Here is a 16983-nt window from a genome sequence, read left to right as displayed (position 1 = left end):
CCATGAACCGCTGCAAGACACCCACGAAAACGCTCACTTCCCTCGCTATCTGCGCCGCCCTTGCTGGCGCCGCCGGTCTTTTCTCCCTCCAGGCCAGCGCCCAGGACGAGGTGCCCCGTCCGCAGACGCAGAACGAGTCGCTCAATGGCGGGCGCAACTTCCCCATCGGCACGCTGCGCGGCAAGTTCATGGTGACCAGCGCCCCCGACGTCGAACTCGACGGCCGGGCCGACCGCCTGGGCGCCGGCGCGCGCATCCGCAGCCCGCAGAACATGCTGGTGATGCCCGGCGCCATCGTCGGCCAGAAGTACCTCGTGAACTACACGCGCGACGCCGCCGGGCTGCTGCGCGAGGTCTGGATCCTGACGCCCGACGAGGCCCTGGCCAGCCGTGAATCGCTGAACAAGCCGTTCCTGAACATCTGGCCGTTCGTCTCGAACGACACGCTGAACACGCAGTAACGCGGCCACCCCGCACGCAAGCAAAAATCCGCGGGCGCCACGCGCGCCCCGCAGCCCTTCCTCCTTTCGAAGGGCACAGAGAGCTCCCCATGAAAAAAGTATTCATCAAGACCTTCGGCTGCCAGATGAACGAGTACGACTCGGACAAGATGGCCGACGTGCTCCACGCCGCGCAGGGCTACGAGCCCACGCAGAACGTGGACGAGGCCGACCTCATCCTGTTCAACACCTGCTCGGTGCGCGAGAAGGCACAGGAAAAAGTGTTCTCCGACCTCGGCCGCGTGAAGCACCTGAAGGCCAAGGGCGTGAAGATCGGCGTGGGCGGCTGCGTGGCGAGCCAGGAAGGCCAGGCCATCATCGCGCGCGCGCCCTACGTCGACATCGTGTTCGGCCCGCAGACGCTGCACCGCCTGCCCGAGATGCTGAACGACCGCGAGCGCCTGGACCGCCCGCAGGTGGACATCAGCTTCCCCGAGATCGAGAAGTTCGATCACCTGCCGCCCGCCCGCGTCGAAGGCGCGACCGCCTTCGTGTCGATCATGGAAGGCTGCTCCAAGTACTGCAGCTACTGCGTGGTGCCCTACACCCGCGGCGAGGAAGTGAACCGCCCCCTGGACGACGTGCTGGTCGAGATCGCCGGCCTGGCCGACCAGGGCGTGCGCGAGATCACGCTGCTGGGCCAGAACGTGAACGCCTACCGCGGCAAGATGGGCGACACCGCCGAAATCGCCGACTTCGCGCTCCTGATTGAATACGTCGCCGAGATCCCCGGCATCGAGCGCATCCGCTACACCACCAGCCACCCGAACGAGTTCACGCCCCGGCTCATCGAGGCCTATGCCAAGGTGCCGCAGCTCGTCTCGCACCTGCACCTGCCGGTGCAGCACGGCAGCGACCGCATCCTGATGGCGATGAAGCGCGGCTACACCGCCATGGAATACAAGAGCACGGTGCGCAAGCTGCGCGCCATCCGGCCCGACCTGGCCCTGTCCAGCGACTTCATCGTCGGCTTCCCCGGCGAGACCGATGCCGACTTCGACAAGATGATGAAGCTCATCGACGACTGCCAGTTCGACAACAGCTTCAGCTTCATCTTCAGCCCGCGCCCCGGCACGCCCGCCGCCGCGCTGCAGGACGACACGCCGCACGAGGTGAAGCTGGCGCGCCTGCAGACGCTGCAGCGCGTGATCGACGGCAACGTGCGCCGCTTCGGCGATGCGCTGGTGGGCAGCACGCAGCGCGTGCTGGTCGAGGGCGCCTCGCGCAAGGACGCGAACGAACTCATGGGCCGCACCGCCTGCAACCGCGTCGTCAACTTCGAAGGCGACGCCCGCCTCGTGGGCCAGATGGCCGACCTGCGCATCACCCGCTCGCTGGCGTACACGCTGCGCGGCGAAGTGGTCACGCGCGAATCGGCCCTGGCCGCCGCCGCCACGGTGCTCGCCCACTGATGGCGAAACGTCCGTCCGTCCGGGGCTCGTTCCAGCAGCTCCTGCTGTTCGCCTTTTTGCTGATCACCGCCCTGCTGGTGGGCGTGGCGCTGCGCTCGGTGCTGCAGTACGACGCGCTCGTCACGCAAAGCCGCGACGCCGCCGCGCGCGCGCTGCGCCTGTCGGGCGCCTCGCAGTCGCTGGCCGAACGCAGCGCGGCCATGGAGCGCGCGGGACGCCAGTCGCTGGTGCTCAACGACGCCGTGCTGCGCCGCCGCTTCGACGAAGCGGCGCGCGAGGCCCACCAGGTGCTGGAGCGCCTGGAACGCAACGGCCTGCCGGCCGCCGGCATCGACATGTGGCGCAGCCAGCTCGGCGTGATCGAAGGGCTGCTCGGCGGCAGCCCCGACAGCGCCCTGGCGCGCGAAAGCACGATGGCGATGCAGTTCCGCGAACTCGACGCCCTGAACACCAACATCGCCCAGCAGGCGCAGTTCCTGATCGAAACGCAGAACGACGCGCTGGCCAAGCGCATCGAGAACGCGCGCCGCCGGCTGATGCGCGAGGTGGTGGCCGCCAGCGTGCTGGCCGTGTCGCTGGCGCTGGCCTTCGGCATCTGGCTGGCGCGCCCCTTCAAGCGGCTCGAGAACGCCATCGTCGGCCTGGGCCAGAACCGGCTCGACGAACCCATCGACATCCGCGGCCCGGCCGACGTGCGGCGCGTGTCGCAGCAGCTCGAATGGCTGCGCCTGCGCCTGACCGAGCTCGACGCCGACAAGGCGCGCTTCCTGCGCCACGTGTCGCACGAGCTGAAGACGCCGCTGGCGGCGCTGCGCGAAGGCGTGTCGCTGCTCGAGGACGGCGTGACCGGCCCGCTGAACCCGGCGCAGCTCGAAGTCGCGCAGATCCTGCAGCAGAACACCGTGTCGCTGCAGAACCAGATCGAGGCGCTGCTGCGCTTCAACGCCGCCGCCTTCGAGGCCCGCGAGCTGCGCCGCGAGCGCACCGAGCTGCTGCCGCTGATCGAGGAGCAGATCGAGGCCCAGCGCCTGCAGTGGCAGGCGCATGGCCTGCGCGTGCGCGCCGAGGGCGAGCCGATCACGCTCACGGTCGACCGCACCAAGCTCGGCACCGCCATCGCCAACCTGCTGTCGAACGCGATCCGTTTCTCGGCCGCGGGCGGCGTGATCACGCTGGCCGTGTCGGGCACACCCGAGGCGGTGCACATCGACGTGTGCGACGCCGGCCCTGGCATTGCCGTGAACGACCGCGACCGCATCTTCGAACCCTTCTTCCGCGGCGAGCGCCAGCCCGAGCACACGGTGAAAGGCACCGGCATCGGACTTTCCATCGTGCAGGAGTACATTGCAGCCCATGGGGGCCGCATCGCCCTGCTGCCGGACGGCCCCGGTGCACGCTTTCGCATCGAACTGCCGCGCACGACCTGACCCCGGACTCCCCCTCCAACACCGCCCCGCGCTTTTTCGACCCATGTTCCTTTCGTTCGTCCGCAGATCCACCTTCGCCGGGGCCATGGCCGTGCCATGCGCCCTGTTGCTGGCAGCCTGCGCCTCCCAGCCCAAGCCTCCGGCCGAAGCCGACGCGCTGCCGCCGCCCGTGGCCGCGCCGCGCGTGGTGCCGGTCGAGGCCGAGCCCCGCGCGCCGGCCACGCAGCCGGCGTCGCTGTTCACGCAGCTCACGCAGGGGCCCCTCGCGACCATGCTGGCCTACGCCGACAAGGTGCGCCCGCTGGGCGGCGCCGACCTGAGCGCCGAAATTGCGCGCGTCAGCGAACAGGGCGAGACGCCCGCGGCGCAGATGCAGCTCGCGCTCCTGCTCGCGCAGACCCGCGTGCCGGCCGACCTGGCGCGCGCGCTGGGCCTGCTGCAGCGCGTGATCGCCAACCCCGCGCCCGAGGCGCAGCCGCTGCACCCGCTCGCACGGGCGCTGGCCGCGCGCTATGTCGAGCAGCGCCGCGTCGAGGACGACCGCGACAAGCAGGTGCAGCAGTTGCGCGACAGCCAGCGCCGCATCGACCAGCTCAACGACCGCATCGAGGCGCTGCGCGCCATCGAGCGCAGCTTCGCCCGGCCGAACACGCCGCCACCCACGCCCTCCAACGGAAGCAGATCCAACCCATGAGTACTGCTGGTGCCCGCCTCCTCGTGGTCGATGACGACCCGGACATGCTGCGGCTGCTCTCGATGCGGCTGGTGTCGGCGGGCTACCAGGTCACGGCCGTCACCTCGGCCGAGACCGCGCTCACGCAGCTCGAGATCGAGCACCCGCAGCTGGTGCTCAGCGACGTGCGCCTGCCCGGGCGCGACGGCCTGCAGCTGTTCGACGAGATCCGCAAGCGCCACCCGACGCTGCCGGTGATCCTGCTGACCGCGCACGGCACCATCCCCGACGCGGTCGAGGCCACGGCGCGCGGCGTGTTCACCTACCTCACCAAGCCCTACGACGCGCGCGAGCTGCTCGAAAAGATCGCGCAGGCATTGGCGCTCGGCGCGCCGACCACCACGCCCAGCAAGACCGGCGATGACAGCTGGCGCTCGGAAATCGTGAGCCGCAGCAACCGCATGGCCGAGCTGCTGGCCGAGGCGCGCATGGTCGCCAAGTCGGACGCGTCCGTGCTGCTGCGCGGCGACTCCGGCGCCGGCAAGGAGCTGCTGGCGCGCGCCATCCACAAGGCCAGCGCGCGCGCCGACAAGCCCTTCGTGGCGGTCAACTGCGGCGCCATTCCCGAAGCGCTGCTCGAATCCGAGCTGTTCGGCCACATGAAGGGCGCCTTCACCGACGCCCACGCCAACCACAAGGGCCTGTTCCAGCAGGCCGACGGCGGCACGCTGCTGCTCGACGAAATCGGGGACATGCCGCCCGCGCTGCAGGTCAAGCTGCTGCGCGTGCTGCAGGAGCGCGCGGTGCGCCCACTGGGCGCGAGCCAGTCGATCGAGGTCGACGTGCGCATCGTCTCGGCCACCCACCGCGACCTGGACGCCGCGATGGAAGCCGGCCAGTTCCGCGAAGACCTCTATTACCGCCTGAACGTGGTGACGCTCACGCTGCCGCCGCTGTCGGCGCGGCGCGAGGACATTCCGCTGTTGGCCAACCACTTCCTGCAGAAGCTGTCGACCAAGTACGGCAAGCGGCTGTCGGGCTTCGCGCCCGAGGCGCTGAAGGCACTGACCACCGCCGCGTGGCCGGGCAACGTGCGCCAGCTCTACAACGTGGTGGAGCAGGTCTGCGCGCTGTCGGGCTCGCCGCTGATCCCGTTGGCGCTGGTGCAGCGCGCGCTGCGCGTACCGAGCGTGGAGGTGCTCACCTACGCCGAGGCCAAGCAGCGTTTCGAGCGCGACTACCTCGTCGGCCTGCTCAAGCTGACCGACGGCAACGTGGCCGACGCGGCCCGCCTGGCCGACCGCAACCGCACCGAGTTCTACCGCCTGCTGCAGAAGCACGAGCTCACGCCGGGCAACTTCAAGGCCGACGTTGTCGCTCCCGGTGGCGACCCTGTCGCCGAGTAGCGACAGGCCTAAGTCGTTGATTTGAAAGGCTGTTCCCCGAGGGCCTCCCCGGCTTGTCGGGATTCGGCGACAAAAACGGGGGTTTCGAGGGCCCGGCAGGCCCCTCCCCCACGGAAAACGGTTCCGAGTCGCGCCAAGTCGTTGATTTGAAAGCGTTTTTCCAGGCTGGCACAGGGTTTGCCCCTGTACTGGCATGACAGCACTTACCAGCCCATCTTTCGCACTGCGTCCGCAGCGCGACGGCCTGCGTCAAAAGCAGTTTTCCTCCTCGCGGCCCCGTGCCGCGGGCCATTCGCTGACCGCGCTCTCCGGCGTCGGCGGCGCCGCCACGGACTGCGTCTTCAAGCGCCTTCCGGCCATTGGCGACACCCCCCTGGACAAGCAACGTTGGTGAATGAAACGATGAAGCCGAACGACTTCTCCCACCTCAACGTCCTCGCCGAATCCGATTTCGCGCACCGCAGCGCGCTGCGCGAAGAACGCCACCCCAACGCCGTCACCGCACCGCCGCTGAACCGCGGTTCCATGGCACCGCGCCCCTGGCGTGGTTTCTGGAACAGCATCGGCACCGCCATGCTCGTGCGCCTGGGCGCCGGCCGCAACGCCGACAGCGCCCCCGCCGCCAAGCAGGCCGCCCCGGCCCCGCAGGCCTGGGAACGCGCCGCCGGCCAGCGCCGCCTCGCCTTCATGCTGCTCACGCTGCTGAGCACCGTGATCGCGTCGTCGCTGTTCGCCAGCGTGCAACCCGACTACGACAACGTCTGGCTCGAATACGGCCAGATCGGCCTGTACGGCCTGCTCTCGGGCTGGGTCGTCACCGGCTTCGTGACCGCGCTCATGGGCTTCTATGTCTCCGTGCGCGGTGACAAGCACGCCCTCTCGGCGAAACAGGTGGCCCACCACCCGATGAACCCCGAGGCACGCACCGCGATCATCATGCCGATCTGCAACGAGGACGTGGCCACCGTGTTCGCCGGCCTGCGCGCCACCTGCGAATCGGTCGCCTCCACGGGCCACGCCAAGCAGTTCGACGTGTTCGTGCTGTCCGACAGCTACAACCCCGAGACCGCCGCCGCCGAGCGCGCCGCCTGGGAAGACCTGCGCGCCGCGCTGGCCGAGAGCCCGAACCAGCCGCAGGTCGAGGTGTACTACCGCCTGCGCACCCGCCGCACGCACCGCAAGGCCGGCAACGTCGCCGACTTCTGCCGCCGCTGGGGCAAGGACTACCGCTACATGGTCGTGCTCGACGCCGACTCGGTGATGAGCGGCGACTGCCTGGCCTCGATGGTCAAGCTGATGGAAGCCAACCCCACCGCCGGCATCATCCAGACCGCGACGCAGGCCATCGGCCACGTCACGCTGCACGCCCGCGCCCAGCAGTTCGCTTCGCGCGTGACGGGTCGCCTGTTCACGCTGGGCATGCAGTTCTGGCAGCTCGGCGAGTCGCACTACTGGGGCCACAACGCGATCATCCGCGTCGAAGCCTTCATGAAGCACTGCGCGCTGGCCCCGATCAAGGGCACCGGCGGCATGTCGGGCGGCATCATGTCGCACGACTTCGTCGAAGCCGCGCTGATGCGCCGCGCCGGCTACCACGTGTGGCTGGTGTCCGACCTGGTCGGCAGCTACGAACAGCAACCGCCGGACCTGCTGGCCGAGCTGCAACGCGACCGCCGCTGGTGCCAGGGCAACCTGCAGAACGCCCGCCTGATGGCCGAGCCCGGCATCCACCCGGTGCACCGCGCGATGTTCGTGACCGGCACCATGGCGTACGTCTCGGCCCCGCTGTGGCTCGCATTCCTGACGCTGGGCACCGCCCTGTGGCTGAGCGGCTCGAGCCTGGTGTCGAGCTGGAACGTGCTGCCCGCCGAACTGGCCGGCCTGTGGGTCTGGACCCTGTGCCTGCTGTTCCTGCCGCGCGTGCTGGGCATCGCTGCCGTGCTGATGCGCGGCGAGCAACGCCAGTACGGCGGTGTGTGGGGCCTGGTGAAGAGCTCGGTGCTCGAAGCCGGCCTGGCCATCGTGCAGGCTCCGGTGCGCATGCTGGCCCACTCGCTGTTCGTGCTGGTCGCCCTCACCGGCATCAAGCTCGACTGGAAGTCGCCCCCGCGTGAAGCCGCCGCCGTGCCGTGGAAGGTCGCTGCCTCGCAGTTGGCCCCCATGTCGCTGGTGATCGCCATGCTGGCCGTCGGTGTCGCGATGATCGACCCGAGCGCGCTGATCTGGCTCATGCCCGTCGGCCTGCCGCTGCTGCTGGCGATTCCGCTGACCGTGCTGACCAGCCAGATCGCGCTGGGCACCACGCTGCGCGACCGCGGCTTCCTGCTGATTCCCGAGGAATCGCGTTCGCCCGCCGTGCTGCGCCGCGCCTGGATGCATGCGCTGCGCCTGGCGCGCCCGGCGGCGCTGGCCACGGCCTGATGCGCTGAAGACACAGCCCTCCAAAAAGCCGGCCTCAGGGTCGGCTTTTTTCATGGCGCATCGCTAGAATCGCGCCTTCGTTTTTTCATCCACCCACGGATCCCTTCGATCCCCTGGAGCGCCAAGTGCCCCGATTCGCCGTCATCACCCTCTGACGCCGACAACACCACTCGCTGGTCATGTCGGGCGCCAAGCTGCGTTCCCACACTGACCAGGCACGGCCGCCCGCTGCGGCCGCCGAGTCGATCTCTCTTCCAGCTTCGCTCCCGCACGTTGTCGGTCTTTCCTGATTTGCATCTGGAGAACCAACGTGTTTCCCCCTTCTTCTCTTTCTCTTTCTCTTTCTCTTTCGTCGATCCCGCTGCTCAAGTACCCACGTACGGCGCACCTGGAAGGCTCGCGGCTGCAGGCCGGCGATACCGACGACGGCCAGACGTCGTTGTCCGCGCTGCAAGGCCAGCATGTGGTCATCGAGGAAAAACTCGATGGCGCGAATGCGGCCGTGTCGTTCACCTCGGCAGGCGAATTGCTGCTGCAATCGCGCGGCCACTACCTCGCAGGCGGCGCCGGCGAGCGGCAGTTCAACCTGTTCAAGCACTGGGCCGCCGCCCATGAAGCGGCGCTGCTCGAACGGCTCGAAGACCGCTACGTGATGTACGGCGAGTGGTGCTTTGCCAAGCACAGCTGCTGGTACGACCGGCTGCCGGCCTTCTTCCTGGAGTTCGACCTCTACGACCGTCAGGCGCAGTGCTTCCTGTCGACCGCCGCGCGGCATGCGTTGCTGGCCGAGGGGCCGGTGCTGTCGGTGCCCGTGCTGTACGAGGGCGAAATGCCGCGCAGCGCGAAGGCATTGCGTTCGCTCGTGCAACCATCGCTGGCACGCAGCGCCGACTGGAAGCCGGCCTTCGAGCAGGCCGTGCAGCACGAGGGCCAGCCGCTCGACCTGGTGCGCCAGCAGACCGACCTGTCCGACCTCGCCGAGGGCTTGTACCTCAAGACCGAATCCGGCAATCAAGTGACGGGCCGCTACAAATGGGTGCGACCGGACTTCGTGCAGACCATCCTCGACTCGGGCTCGCACCACAGCCGCCGGCCGGTGCTGCCCAACCAGCTGGCGCCGGGCGTGGACCTCTACGCGCCGACACCGCCAGTGAACTGGCACGACCTGGGGCTGCGCACGCTGTGCGATCCCACCGAACTGGCAACCAACGCAAGGAGGCCGCGATGACCTACGACGATTTGCGCGCGCTGGTCCCCGCGACCGCGCAAAGCTACGACTGGGCGCAGTGCTGCGACCTGCTGCCGGCCCTGCTGCGCCTCGAAGAGACGCCGCAAGACCCGTACTACCACGCCGAAGGCAACGTCGGCCTCCACACACGCATGGTGCTCGACGCGCTCCTGGCCGACGCGCACTACCAGCGCGCCGACGCCGACGGCCGCTTCGTGCTGTTCATGGCCTGCCTGCTGCACGACATCGCCAAGCCCGACACCACCGTGATCGACGAGGCCAGCGGCCGCATCGGCCAGCCCGGCCATTCGCGCCGCGGATCGGTCGACGTGCGCGTGCTGATGTGGAAGGCCCGCGTGCCCTTCGCGTTGCGCGAGGCCGTGTGCCGGATCATCGCCGTGCACCAGGTGCCGTTCCACGCTTTTGCCTCGCGCAAGGGCGTGCGGCCCGAGTGGCTGGTGCACAAGCTCTCGTGGGAGCTGAGCCTGCCCGACCTGTGCTGCGTGGCGCGCTGCGACATGCGGGGGCGCCACTACGAAAAGCGCGCCGACAGCCTGGCCGACATCGCGCTCTTCGAGCAGCTGGCGCAGGAAGAAGGCTGCTGGGAAGGCCCGCGACAGATGGCCGATGCGCACACGCGCCTGGCCTACTTCCGCGGCGCCGACACCAGCCCCGACTACCCGCTGTTCCAGACGGCAGGCTCGCAGGTCACGGTGATGTGCGGCCTGCCCGCGAGCGGCAAGAACCACTGGGTGGCGCAGCACCGCAAGGGCTGGCCGGTGGTTTCCTTCGACGACGCGCGCGCCGAGCTGGGCCTCAGGTACGGCGAGAACGATGGGCTCGCCGCGCACCACGCGGTCGACCAGGCGAAGGCACTGCTGCGCAAGCAGGAGCGCTTCGTCTGGAACGCCACGCACCTGAGCCAGCAGATGCGCACCAAGACGCTGGACCTGCTCTGGGCGTACCACGCACAGACCGAGCTGGTGTACCTGGAGGTGCCGCATGCCGAGCTGATGCGCCGCAACCGCGCGCGCGACACGACGCTGTCGAACGCGGGCATCGAGCGCATGCTGCACCGCTGGGAGCTGCCGGCGCCCGTCGAAGCGCACGCCACGGTCTACGACGTGCAGACCTGAAGAAAACGACGAAGCCCGCCGGGGCATCCCCCGGCGGGCTTCTGTCCGTATGTCTATATATATGTGTGTGCGGCTCAGAACGGCAGCTTCGGCCCGCCGGGACCACCCATCCCGCCCATGCCCTTCATGCCGCCCATCTTCTTCATCATCTTCATCAGGCCGCCACCCTTCATCTTCTTCATCATCCCCTGCATCTGCTCGAACTCGTTGAGCAGGCGGTTCACTTCCTGAACCTGCACGCCGGCGCCGGCCGCGATGCGGCGCTTGCGCGTGGCCTTGAGCAGCTCGGGCTTGCGGCGCTCCAGCGGTGTCATGCTCTGGATGATCCCCTCCTTGCGGCGGATGTCGCGCTCGGCGCGGGTCATGTCGGCCTCGGTGGCCTTGGCGGCCATCTGCTGGGGCAGCTTGTCCATCAGGCTGGAGAGGCCGCCCATCTGCTTCATCTGCTGCAGCTGGCCGAGAAAGTCGTTGAGGTCGAAGCCCGCGCCGCTCTTGACCTTGGCCGCGAGCTTCTGCGCCGCTTCGACGTCGACGCCGGCCGTGACCTGCTCGACCAGCGCGACGATGTCGCCCATGCCCAGGATGCGGCCGGCGTGGCGCTCGGCGTCGAACACTTCGAGGCCGTCGATCTTCTCGCTCGTGCCGGCGAACTTGATCGGCACGCCCGTGACCTGGCGCACCGACAGCGCTGCACCGCCGCGCGAATCGCCGTCGGTCTTGGTCAGGATGATGCCGGTGAGGGGCAGCGCCTCCTTGAAGGCCTTGGCGGTGTTGATCGCGTCCTGGCCCTGCATGGCGTCGACCACGAACAGGGTTTCGACCGGATTCAGCTCGGCGTGCAGCTGCTTGATTTCGGTCATCAGCACTTCGTCGATCGCCAGGCGGCCGGCCGTGTCGACCAGCAGCACGTCGAAGTAGTGGCGCTTGGCGTGGTCGAGCGCGGCGCGCGCGATGTCCAGCGGCTTCTGGTCGGGCGTGCTCGGGAACCACTCGGCGCCGGCCTGCTTGGTGACGGTCTTGAGCTGCTCGATGGCGGCGGGGCGGTACACGTCGCCCGACACGGTGAGCACCTTCTTCTTGCGCTTCTCGATCAGGTGCTTGGCCAGCTTGGCGGTGGTGGTGGTCTTGCCGGCGCCCTGCAGGCCGGCCATGAGGATCACCGCCGGCGGCTGGGCCGCGAGGTTGATGTCCGACACGCCCTCGCCCATGGTGGCGGCGAGTTCGCGGTTGACGATGCCCACCAGCGCCTGGCCCGGCTTGAGCGAGCCCAGCACTTCCTGGCCGAGCGCCTTCTCCTTCACGCGGGCGACGAAGTCGCGCACCACGGGCAGCGCCACGTCGGCCTCCAGCAGCGCCATGCGCACCTCGCGCAGCATGTCCTGCACGTTGCTTTCGGTGATGCGCGCCTGGCCGCTCATCGTCTTGACGAGGCGGGAGAACTTTTCGGTGAGGGCGGTGGCCATGAAGGAAATACCTTGTTGTCCGCGGCAGCGGACCGATGGAAAGTCGTGAAAACCTGGAAGCGGTACGTGGGCCCGCTCTCTCGCGGGGGTGGCCCCCGGCGGGGGTGGGCGAAGCGACGCGACGTGCGCGAAGCCGGGGGGCGAGCCTATACACTCCAGCGATGATTTTAGCGATCCCCTCCCCACTCGGCGTGGCGCTGGGCATCGCCACCGCGGCAGCCTACGGTTTTGCCGCTGCCGCCGGTGCGCGGCTCAGCCGCCAGACCACCCAATGGGCGCTCGGCATCGCATGGCTGCTGCACGCTGCGGTGCTCGGCCACGGGCTGATCGGCGGCGACCCTCGCTTTGGTTTCGCGCCGGCGCTGTCGGTCACGGCGTGGCTGGTGCTCACGGTCTACGCGGTCGAAAGCCGCCTGTACCCGCAACTGAAGGCACGCCGTGCGCTGGCCTGGCTGGGCGCGGCTGCCGTGCTGCTGGCGCTCCTGTTTCCGGGCACGCCGCTGCATGTCAGTGCCTCGCCCTGGCTGCCGCTGCACCTGGCGCTGGGCATCGCCTCGTACGGCCTGTTCGGCGCCGCCGTGGTGCACGCCTGGCTGATCACGCGGGCCGAAAAGCAGATCCGCCTGGCCAGCGCCGATGCGCAGGCCGGCGTACCGCTGCTCACATTGGAACGGCTCACTTTCCGCTTCGTGACGGCGGGCTTCGTGCTGCTGTCGGCCACGCTGCTGGCCGGCCTGCTGTTCAGCGAGCAGCTCTACGGCGCCGCCGGCCGTGCCTGGAAGTGGGACCACAAGACCATCTTCTCGGTGCTCGCCTGGCTCAGCTTCGCCGTGCTGCTGACTGGCCGCGCCCGCTTCGGCTGGCGCGGACGCACCGCACGGCGCGTGCTCTATGCGGGCGCGGCGCTGCTGCTGCTGGCCTACGTGGGTTCGCGCTTTGTGCTCGAAGTCGTGCTGACACGCCTGCCCGCATGAAGTACCTGCTCGTCCTCGCGGTAGTGTGGGTCGCGATCTGGCTCTGGCGCAAGAACCGGCGCGAAGAGATGCGCGACGCGCAACAGGAACGCGCCAAAAAGGCCCAACAGCGCACGCCGGCCGTCGGCCCGCCGCAGGCGATGGTGCGCTGCGCCCATTGCGGACTGCACCTGCCCGCGGCCGACGCGCTCCCCGGGCCGGACGGCGCGGTGTTCTGCAGCGCCGCGCACCGTCAGGCCGGCACCGCCTCATGAGTTCGTTGCGCCGGTCGCGCGGCGAGCCGGCCACCGACTGGGACGTGCTCGACCTGGGCGCTGGCGACAGCACGGCACTGCTGCGGCTGTGGCGCGGCTTCATGGCCGCGCGCTGTTTCGTGGCGCTGGTGCTGGTGCTGCTGCAGGGCGTGGCCTTCGCCATCGGGCAGACGGTGCAGCCGCTGCCGATCGTGCTGTCGGGCGGCTACCTCGTGCTGGCCTGGCTGGAGATGCGCTATGCGCACTTCGCGCCGCCGATCCGCGGCTTTTCCACCCTCTGGCTGCTGACCATCGGGGTCGACCTGGGCATCTTCAGCGCCTTGCAGGTGCTGCAGGGCGGCAGCGTCAACTACACGCCGCTGTTCGCGCTGCCGGTGCTGATGAGCGCGGTGCTCGGCACGCTGCTGGTCGGCCTGGGCACCACGGCCACCGTGACATTGCTGCTGCTGGCCGACGCCGGCTGGCACTGGCTGCAGCAACCCGGCGACGCCTCGGCGCGCTTCGTGCAGGCCGCCCTCACCGGCACCGGCCTGTTCGTGGTGGCGCTGCTCGCGCACGAGCTGGCGCGCCGGCTGGCACGCGAAGAGGCGGTGGCGCAACGCAGCCGCACCCATGCGCAGATGCAGGCACAGGTCAACGACCTGGTGATCGAAACGCTCACCGAAGGCGTGCTGGTGATCGACGCCGAGGGCCTGGTGCACACCGCCAACCCGGCGGCCGACGCGATCCTCGGCCAGGGCTTGGCGCAGTTGCCAATGCCGTTCCCGCTGCACACCCAGCCGGCCTGGCATGCGCTGGCCGCGCTCGCGCGCCAGACCTTCGCGCGGCGCGCGCCGCAGACCGAAGAAATCCCGGTGGCGCAGGCCCGCGGCGCGGCGCGCGAGGTGCGCGTGCGCACCCGGCTCACGCCCACCGACGACCGGCGCGCCGACAGCCTGTGCGTGATGTTCCTGCAGGACCTGCGCGAGCTCGAAGCCCGCATCCGCACCGAAAAGCTCGCCGCGATGGGCCGCATGTCGGCTGCGGTGGCGCATGAAATCCGCAACCCGCTGGCCGCCATCGCGCAGGCCAGCGCGCTGCTCAGCGAAGACCTGACCGACCCGGCGCACCGCAAGCTGACCGACATGGTGCAGCACAACGCGCAGCGCCTGGCGCGCATCGTGGACGACGTGCTCGACGTCTCGCGCGCGCGCCAGCAGCGCGTGCTCTCGCTCGGCGAGCAGCTGGTGCTCGACCCGGCCGCGCAGATCCTGGCCGAGGAATGGATACGCCAGACCCAGCGCAAGGGCGTGCGCGTGGCGCTCGACGCGCCGGGCAGCGAGGTGCGCTTCGAGGCCGAGCACCTGCGCCGCCTGCTGGTGAACCTGCTGGACAACGCGGCCCGTTACGCCAGCCAGCGCGAGGGCGCGATCCAGGTCATCACCACGGTGCAGCGCGCTGGCGTGCAGCGCGCCGCGTTGCTGGTGTGGAGCGACGGCGCGCCGCTGGAACCGGCGGTGCAGCGCCACCTGTTCGAACCCTTCTTCTCGTCCGAGAGCCGCTCCAGCGGCCTGGGCCTGTTCCTGTGCCGCGAGCTGTGCCGGCGCCACGGCGCGACCATCGGCTACGAACGGCGCGCGCTGGTGCCGGGCGGGCCCGAGGGCAATGAATTCTTCGTCAGCTTCGCACCGAGCGAAAACCGGCTGACACAATAGCGGCCGTGAGCTCCCTCCCGCCTTCCGCCGCCGCCCCGCGCCCCGCGCAGATCCTCGTCATCGACGACGAACCCGACCTGCGCACGCTCTACGAACTCACGCTGCTGCGTGAAGGCTACCGGGTGGAAGCCGCGGGGAGCGTGTCCGAAGCCTGGCAGCACCTGGAGGCCGGTCGCTTCGACGCCGTGATCACCGACATGCGGCTGCCCGACGGCGAAGGCATGGAGATCATCCATCGCATCCAGAAAGACCAGCGCAGCGAACGCTGCGTGGTCATGACCGCCTACGGCTCGGCCGAGAACGCGGTCGAGGCATTGAAGGCCGGCGCCTTCGACTACCTCACGAAGCCGGTCGACCTGAAGCAGTTCCGCGCCGTGGTGGCCTCGGCCGTGCAGGCCAACCGCGCCGCGGTGGTCGTACCGCAGAAGGCGCCGCCGCAGGCCGCCGGCCACGGCGGCGAACGCCCCGACGCACTGGCCGTGACGCGCAGCGGCGCCACCGCGCTCGACCGGCTGGTCGGCGACTCCGACCCGATGCGCCTCGTCAAGTCGCGCATCGCCAAGGTGGCGCGCGGCATGGCGCCGGTGCTGGTGCGCGGCGAGTCGGGCACCGGCAAGGAGCTGGTCGCGCGCGCCGTGCACGGCTGCAGCCAACGCAGCGAAGGCCCCTTCGTCGCGGTGAACTGCGGCGCGATTCCCGAGAACCTGCTCGAGGCCGAGTTCTTCGGCGCCAAGAAGGGCTCGTACACGGGCTCGTCGCAAGACCGCGACGGCTACTTCCAGGCGGCGCGCGACGGCACGCTGTTCCTCGACGAGATCGGCGACCTGCCGCTGGCCATGCAGTCGAAGCTGCTGCGCGCCATCCAGGAGCGCAGCGTGCGCGCCATCGGCTCGACGCAAGAAGACGCGGTCGACGTGCGCATCGTGAGCGCCACCCATAAAGACCTGCACGCCGAGGTGCTGGCCGGTCGCTTCCGGCAGGACCTGTTCTACCGCCTCAACGTGATCGAGATCGCGGTGCCCGCGCTGCGCGAGCGCCGCGAAGACCTGCCCGCGCTGTGCACCGCGCTGCTCGCGCGCATCGCGCAGGACGGCGGCCTGCCGGTGCCGCGCCTGTCCGACGCGCTGCTGCTGCGCCTGGCCCAGCACCCGCTCGACGGCAACGTGCGCGAGCTCGAGAACCTGCTGCACCGCGCCGTGGCGCTGAACGACGGCGACGAGCTGCACATCGACCTGATGGGCGCGATGACGCCGATGCCGGCCGCGCCGCGCAGCGAATCCGCCGAAGCGCCGCCCGCCGTTGCGGTGGCTGCGCCCCCCGCGCCGGCCGTCGAACCCAAGCCCGCACCGCCGCCGCTGCCCTCCGACCTGCAAGCCTGGCTCGACCAGCAGGAGCGCGAGATCCTCGTGCGCGCGCTGCACGAAAGCGGCTTCAACCGCACGGCCGCCGCCGCGCGGCTGGGCATGAGCCTGCGCCAGATCCGCTACCGCATCGCGCGCCTGGGCATCTCCACGCCCAACGGCGACGACGGTGCCACCGCGCATGCCGACGACTGACGACCTCGCCACGACACCGGCCGGCGACGACAGACTTTGGCGCGCCGGCTGGTACCGCTTCGCCAAGGCCCTGCCCTCGCCCAACTTCGGCCCGCGCCCCGTCGGCGCGCAGACCGACCTGATCGTGCTGCACTCCATCAGCCTGCCGCCGGGTGAATACGGCGGTGACGCCGTGCAGCAGCTCTTCACCAACCGGCTCGACTGGGACGCGCACCCGTACTTCCAGTCGATCCGCGGGCTCGAGGTGTCCTCGCATTTCTATGTGCGGCGCAACGGCGAGCTCTGGCAGTTCGTGAGCTGCGAGGACCGCGCCTGGCACGCCGGCGTGTCGTCGTGGCGCGGGCGCACCAACTGCAACGACGACTCGGTCGGCATCGAGCTCGAAGGCCTCGAGGGCGAGCGCTTCGAAGACGCGCAGTACGAAACGCTGGCCAGCCTGTGCGCCGCGCTCGCGCAGCACTACGCCATCGCCCACATCGCCGGCCACGAGCACATCGCGCCCGGCCGCAAGCAGGACCCCGGCGCCGGTTTCGACTGGCGCCTGCTGCGCGAACAGCTCGGCTGGAATCCACAGATGTTTCCCGAGCAGGTGGTGGCGCGCTAATTTTTTCAATCGCGCGGCGCCTCGTGATGCGGCGCTCTCGCGGCGCAGCAATTCGATGAGCGCAAGCGCGCAGCGCAGCAACCATGCGGCCTGCAGGCCCAAATCGCCTTGCAAGCCGCGCCAGACGTGGGTTTCGCCACCATGGGCCAGTATTCACGCGGCATCGCTGGCGATGTGCTGAGTCCGATGCAATTTCCGTAGGGGTTGTATCCAGGGGCAAACACTACATCTAGTG

Annotated in this window: 15 protein-coding genes; 14 read left to right on the top strand and 1 reads right to left on the bottom strand. The window is 69.6% G+C overall.

What is annotated here, in order from left to right; genetic code table 11:
• The first annotated feature begins 2 nt into the window (after nt 1–2).
• The 9 genes from AC07OH_RS17985 (at nt 3) to AC07OH_RS17945 (ending at nt 10203) form a co-directional block, all read left to right on the top strand.
• Nucleotides 3–461 (top strand): hypothetical protein, encoded by a 459-nt coding sequence (locus tag AC07OH_RS17985; protein ID WP_492679305.1) that lies wholly within the window; start codon nt 3–5, stop codon nt 459–461.
• An 89-nt stretch (nt 462–550) separates the two neighbouring features.
• Nucleotides 551–1912, top strand: coding sequence for a tRNA (N6-isopentenyl adenosine(37)-C2)-methylthiotransferase MiaB (miaB, locus tag AC07OH_RS17980; RefSeq protein ID WP_159278536.1), 1362 nt, complete (start codon nt 551–553; stop codon nt 1910–1912).
• The gene (locus tag AC07OH_RS17975) at nt 1912–3339 is read left to right on the top strand and encodes a sensor histidine kinase (protein WP_492698031.1); all 1428 of its coding nucleotides are present in this window, start codon (nt 1912–1914) and stop codon (nt 3337–3339) included. The genes miaB and AC07OH_RS17975 overlap by 1 nt, the downstream gene beginning before the upstream one ends.
• A gap of 85 nt (nt 3340–3424) precedes the next feature.
• Nucleotides 3425–4033, top strand: coding sequence for a hypothetical protein (locus tag AC07OH_RS17970; RefSeq protein WP_495301603.1), 609 nt, complete (start codon nt 3425–3427; stop codon nt 4031–4033).
• On the top strand, nt 4030–5418 hold the full coding sequence (locus AC07OH_RS17965) for a sigma 54-interacting transcriptional regulator (protein ID WP_070060101.1): 1389 nt from the start codon (nt 4030–4032) through the stop codon (nt 5416–5418). Before AC07OH_RS17970 ends, AC07OH_RS17965 begins: the two co-directional genes overlap by 4 nt.
• A 193-nt stretch (nt 5419–5611) precedes the next feature.
• On the top strand, nt 5612–5812 hold the full coding sequence (locus AC07OH_RS17960; protein ID WP_082818265.1) for a hypothetical protein: 201 nt from the start codon (nt 5612–5614) through the stop codon (nt 5810–5812).
• 8 nt (nt 5813–5820) lie between these two features.
• Complete coding sequence (mdoH, locus tag AC07OH_RS17955) at nt 5821–7839, top strand: glucans biosynthesis glucosyltransferase MdoH (protein WP_495301602.1); 2019 nt, start codon at nt 5821–5823, stop codon at nt 7837–7839.
• A gap of 310 nt (nt 7840–8149) precedes the next feature.
• Complete coding sequence (locus AC07OH_RS17950) at nt 8150–9067, top strand: RNA ligase family protein (protein ID WP_495301601.1); 918 nt, start codon at nt 8150–8152, stop codon at nt 9065–9067.
• On the top strand, nt 9064–10203 hold the full coding sequence (locus AC07OH_RS17945) for an AAA family ATPase (protein WP_495301600.1): 1140 nt from the start codon (nt 9064–9066) through the stop codon (nt 10201–10203). The genes AC07OH_RS17950 and AC07OH_RS17945 overlap by 4 nt, the downstream gene beginning before the upstream one ends.
• A gap of 74 nt (nt 10204–10277) precedes the next feature.
• Here AC07OH_RS17945 and ffh read toward each other — a convergent pair whose 3' ends face one another.
• Nucleotides 10278–11666: a signal recognition particle protein gene (gene ffh, locus AC07OH_RS17940; RefSeq protein WP_495301599.1), complete on the bottom strand. Its 1389-nt coding sequence runs from the start codon at nt 11664–11666 to the stop codon at nt 10278–10280.
• 161 nt (nt 11667–11827) lie between these two features.
• Between ffh and AC07OH_RS17935 the strand changes: the two genes are divergently transcribed.
• Genes AC07OH_RS17935 through ampD form a run of 5 tightly spaced genes read left to right on the top strand, consistent with a single transcriptional unit; the run spans nt 11828 to nt 16748 of the window.
• The gene (locus AC07OH_RS17935; protein ID WP_056575582.1) at nt 11828–12640 is read left to right on the top strand and encodes a cytochrome C assembly family protein; all 813 of its coding nucleotides are present in this window, start codon (nt 11828–11830) and stop codon (nt 12638–12640) included.
• A complete protein-coding gene (locus tag AC07OH_RS17930; protein WP_495301598.1) occupies nt 12637–12894 on the top strand; it encodes a PP0621 family protein in 258 nt (85 codons plus the stop codon). Before AC07OH_RS17935 ends, AC07OH_RS17930 begins: the two co-directional genes overlap by 4 nt.
• Nucleotides 12891–14588, top strand: coding sequence for a two-component system sensor histidine kinase NtrB (locus AC07OH_RS17925; protein ID WP_495301597.1), 1698 nt, complete (start codon nt 12891–12893; stop codon nt 14586–14588). The genes AC07OH_RS17930 and AC07OH_RS17925 overlap by 4 nt, the downstream gene beginning before the upstream one ends.
• Nucleotides 14589–14593: 5 nt before the next feature.
• Nucleotides 14594–16144, top strand: a complete 1551-nt coding sequence (locus AC07OH_RS17920) for a sigma-54-dependent transcriptional regulator (protein ID WP_495301596.1) — start codon at nt 14594–14596, stop codon at nt 16142–16144.
• Complete coding sequence (gene ampD, locus AC07OH_RS17915) at nt 16131–16748, top strand: 1,6-anhydro-N-acetylmuramyl-L-alanine amidase AmpD (RefSeq protein WP_495301595.1); 618 nt, start codon at nt 16131–16133, stop codon at nt 16746–16748. Before AC07OH_RS17920 ends, ampD begins: the two co-directional genes overlap by 14 nt.
• The last annotated feature ends 235 nt before the right edge of the window (nt 16749–16983 follow it).

The organism is Variovorax sp. GW821-FHT10C12, assembly GCF_059415405.1.
This window is presented reverse-complemented; position numbering and strand designations above follow the sequence as displayed.

Coding starts and splice junctions, on each gene's coding strand:
- mdoH (WP_495301602.1), top strand. CDS start 5,821: ATGAAGCCGAACGACTTCTCCCACCTCAACGTCCTCGCCGAATCCGAT.
- AC07OH_RS17945 (WP_495301600.1), top strand. CDS start 9,064: ATGACCTACGACGATTTGCGCGCGCTGGTCCCCGCGACCGCGCAAAGC.
- AC07OH_RS17925 (WP_495301597.1), top strand. CDS start 12,891: ATGAGTTCGTTGCGCCGGTCGCGCGGCGAGCCGGCCACCGACTGGGAC.
- AC07OH_RS17960 (WP_082818265.1), top strand. CDS start 5,612: ATGACAGCACTTACCAGCCCATCTTTCGCACTGCGTCCGCAGCGCGAC.
- ffh (WP_495301599.1), bottom strand. CDS start 11,666: ATGGCCACCGCCCTCACCGAAAAGTTCTCCCGCCTCGTCAAGACGATG.
- ampD (WP_495301595.1), top strand. CDS start 16,131: ATGCCGACGACTGACGACCTCGCCACGACACCGGCCGGCGACGACAGA.
- AC07OH_RS17930 (WP_495301598.1), top strand. CDS start 12,637: ATGAAGTACCTGCTCGTCCTCGCGGTAGTGTGGGTCGCGATCTGGCTC.
- miaB (WP_159278536.1), top strand. CDS start 551: ATGAAAAAAGTATTCATCAAGACCTTCGGCTGCCAGATGAACGAGTAC.
- AC07OH_RS17975 (WP_492698031.1), top strand. CDS start 1,912: ATGGCGAAACGTCCGTCCGTCCGGGGCTCGTTCCAGCAGCTCCTGCTG.
- AC07OH_RS17970 (WP_495301603.1), top strand. CDS start 3,425: ATGGCCGTGCCATGCGCCCTGTTGCTGGCAGCCTGCGCCTCCCAGCCC.
- AC07OH_RS17985 (WP_492679305.1), top strand. CDS start 3: ATGAACCGCTGCAAGACACCCACGAAAACGCTCACTTCCCTCGCTATC.
- AC07OH_RS17965 (WP_070060101.1), top strand. CDS start 4,030: ATGAGTACTGCTGGTGCCCGCCTCCTCGTGGTCGATGACGACCCGGAC.
- AC07OH_RS17935 (WP_056575582.1), top strand. CDS start 11,828: ATGATTTTAGCGATCCCCTCCCCACTCGGCGTGGCGCTGGGCATCGCC.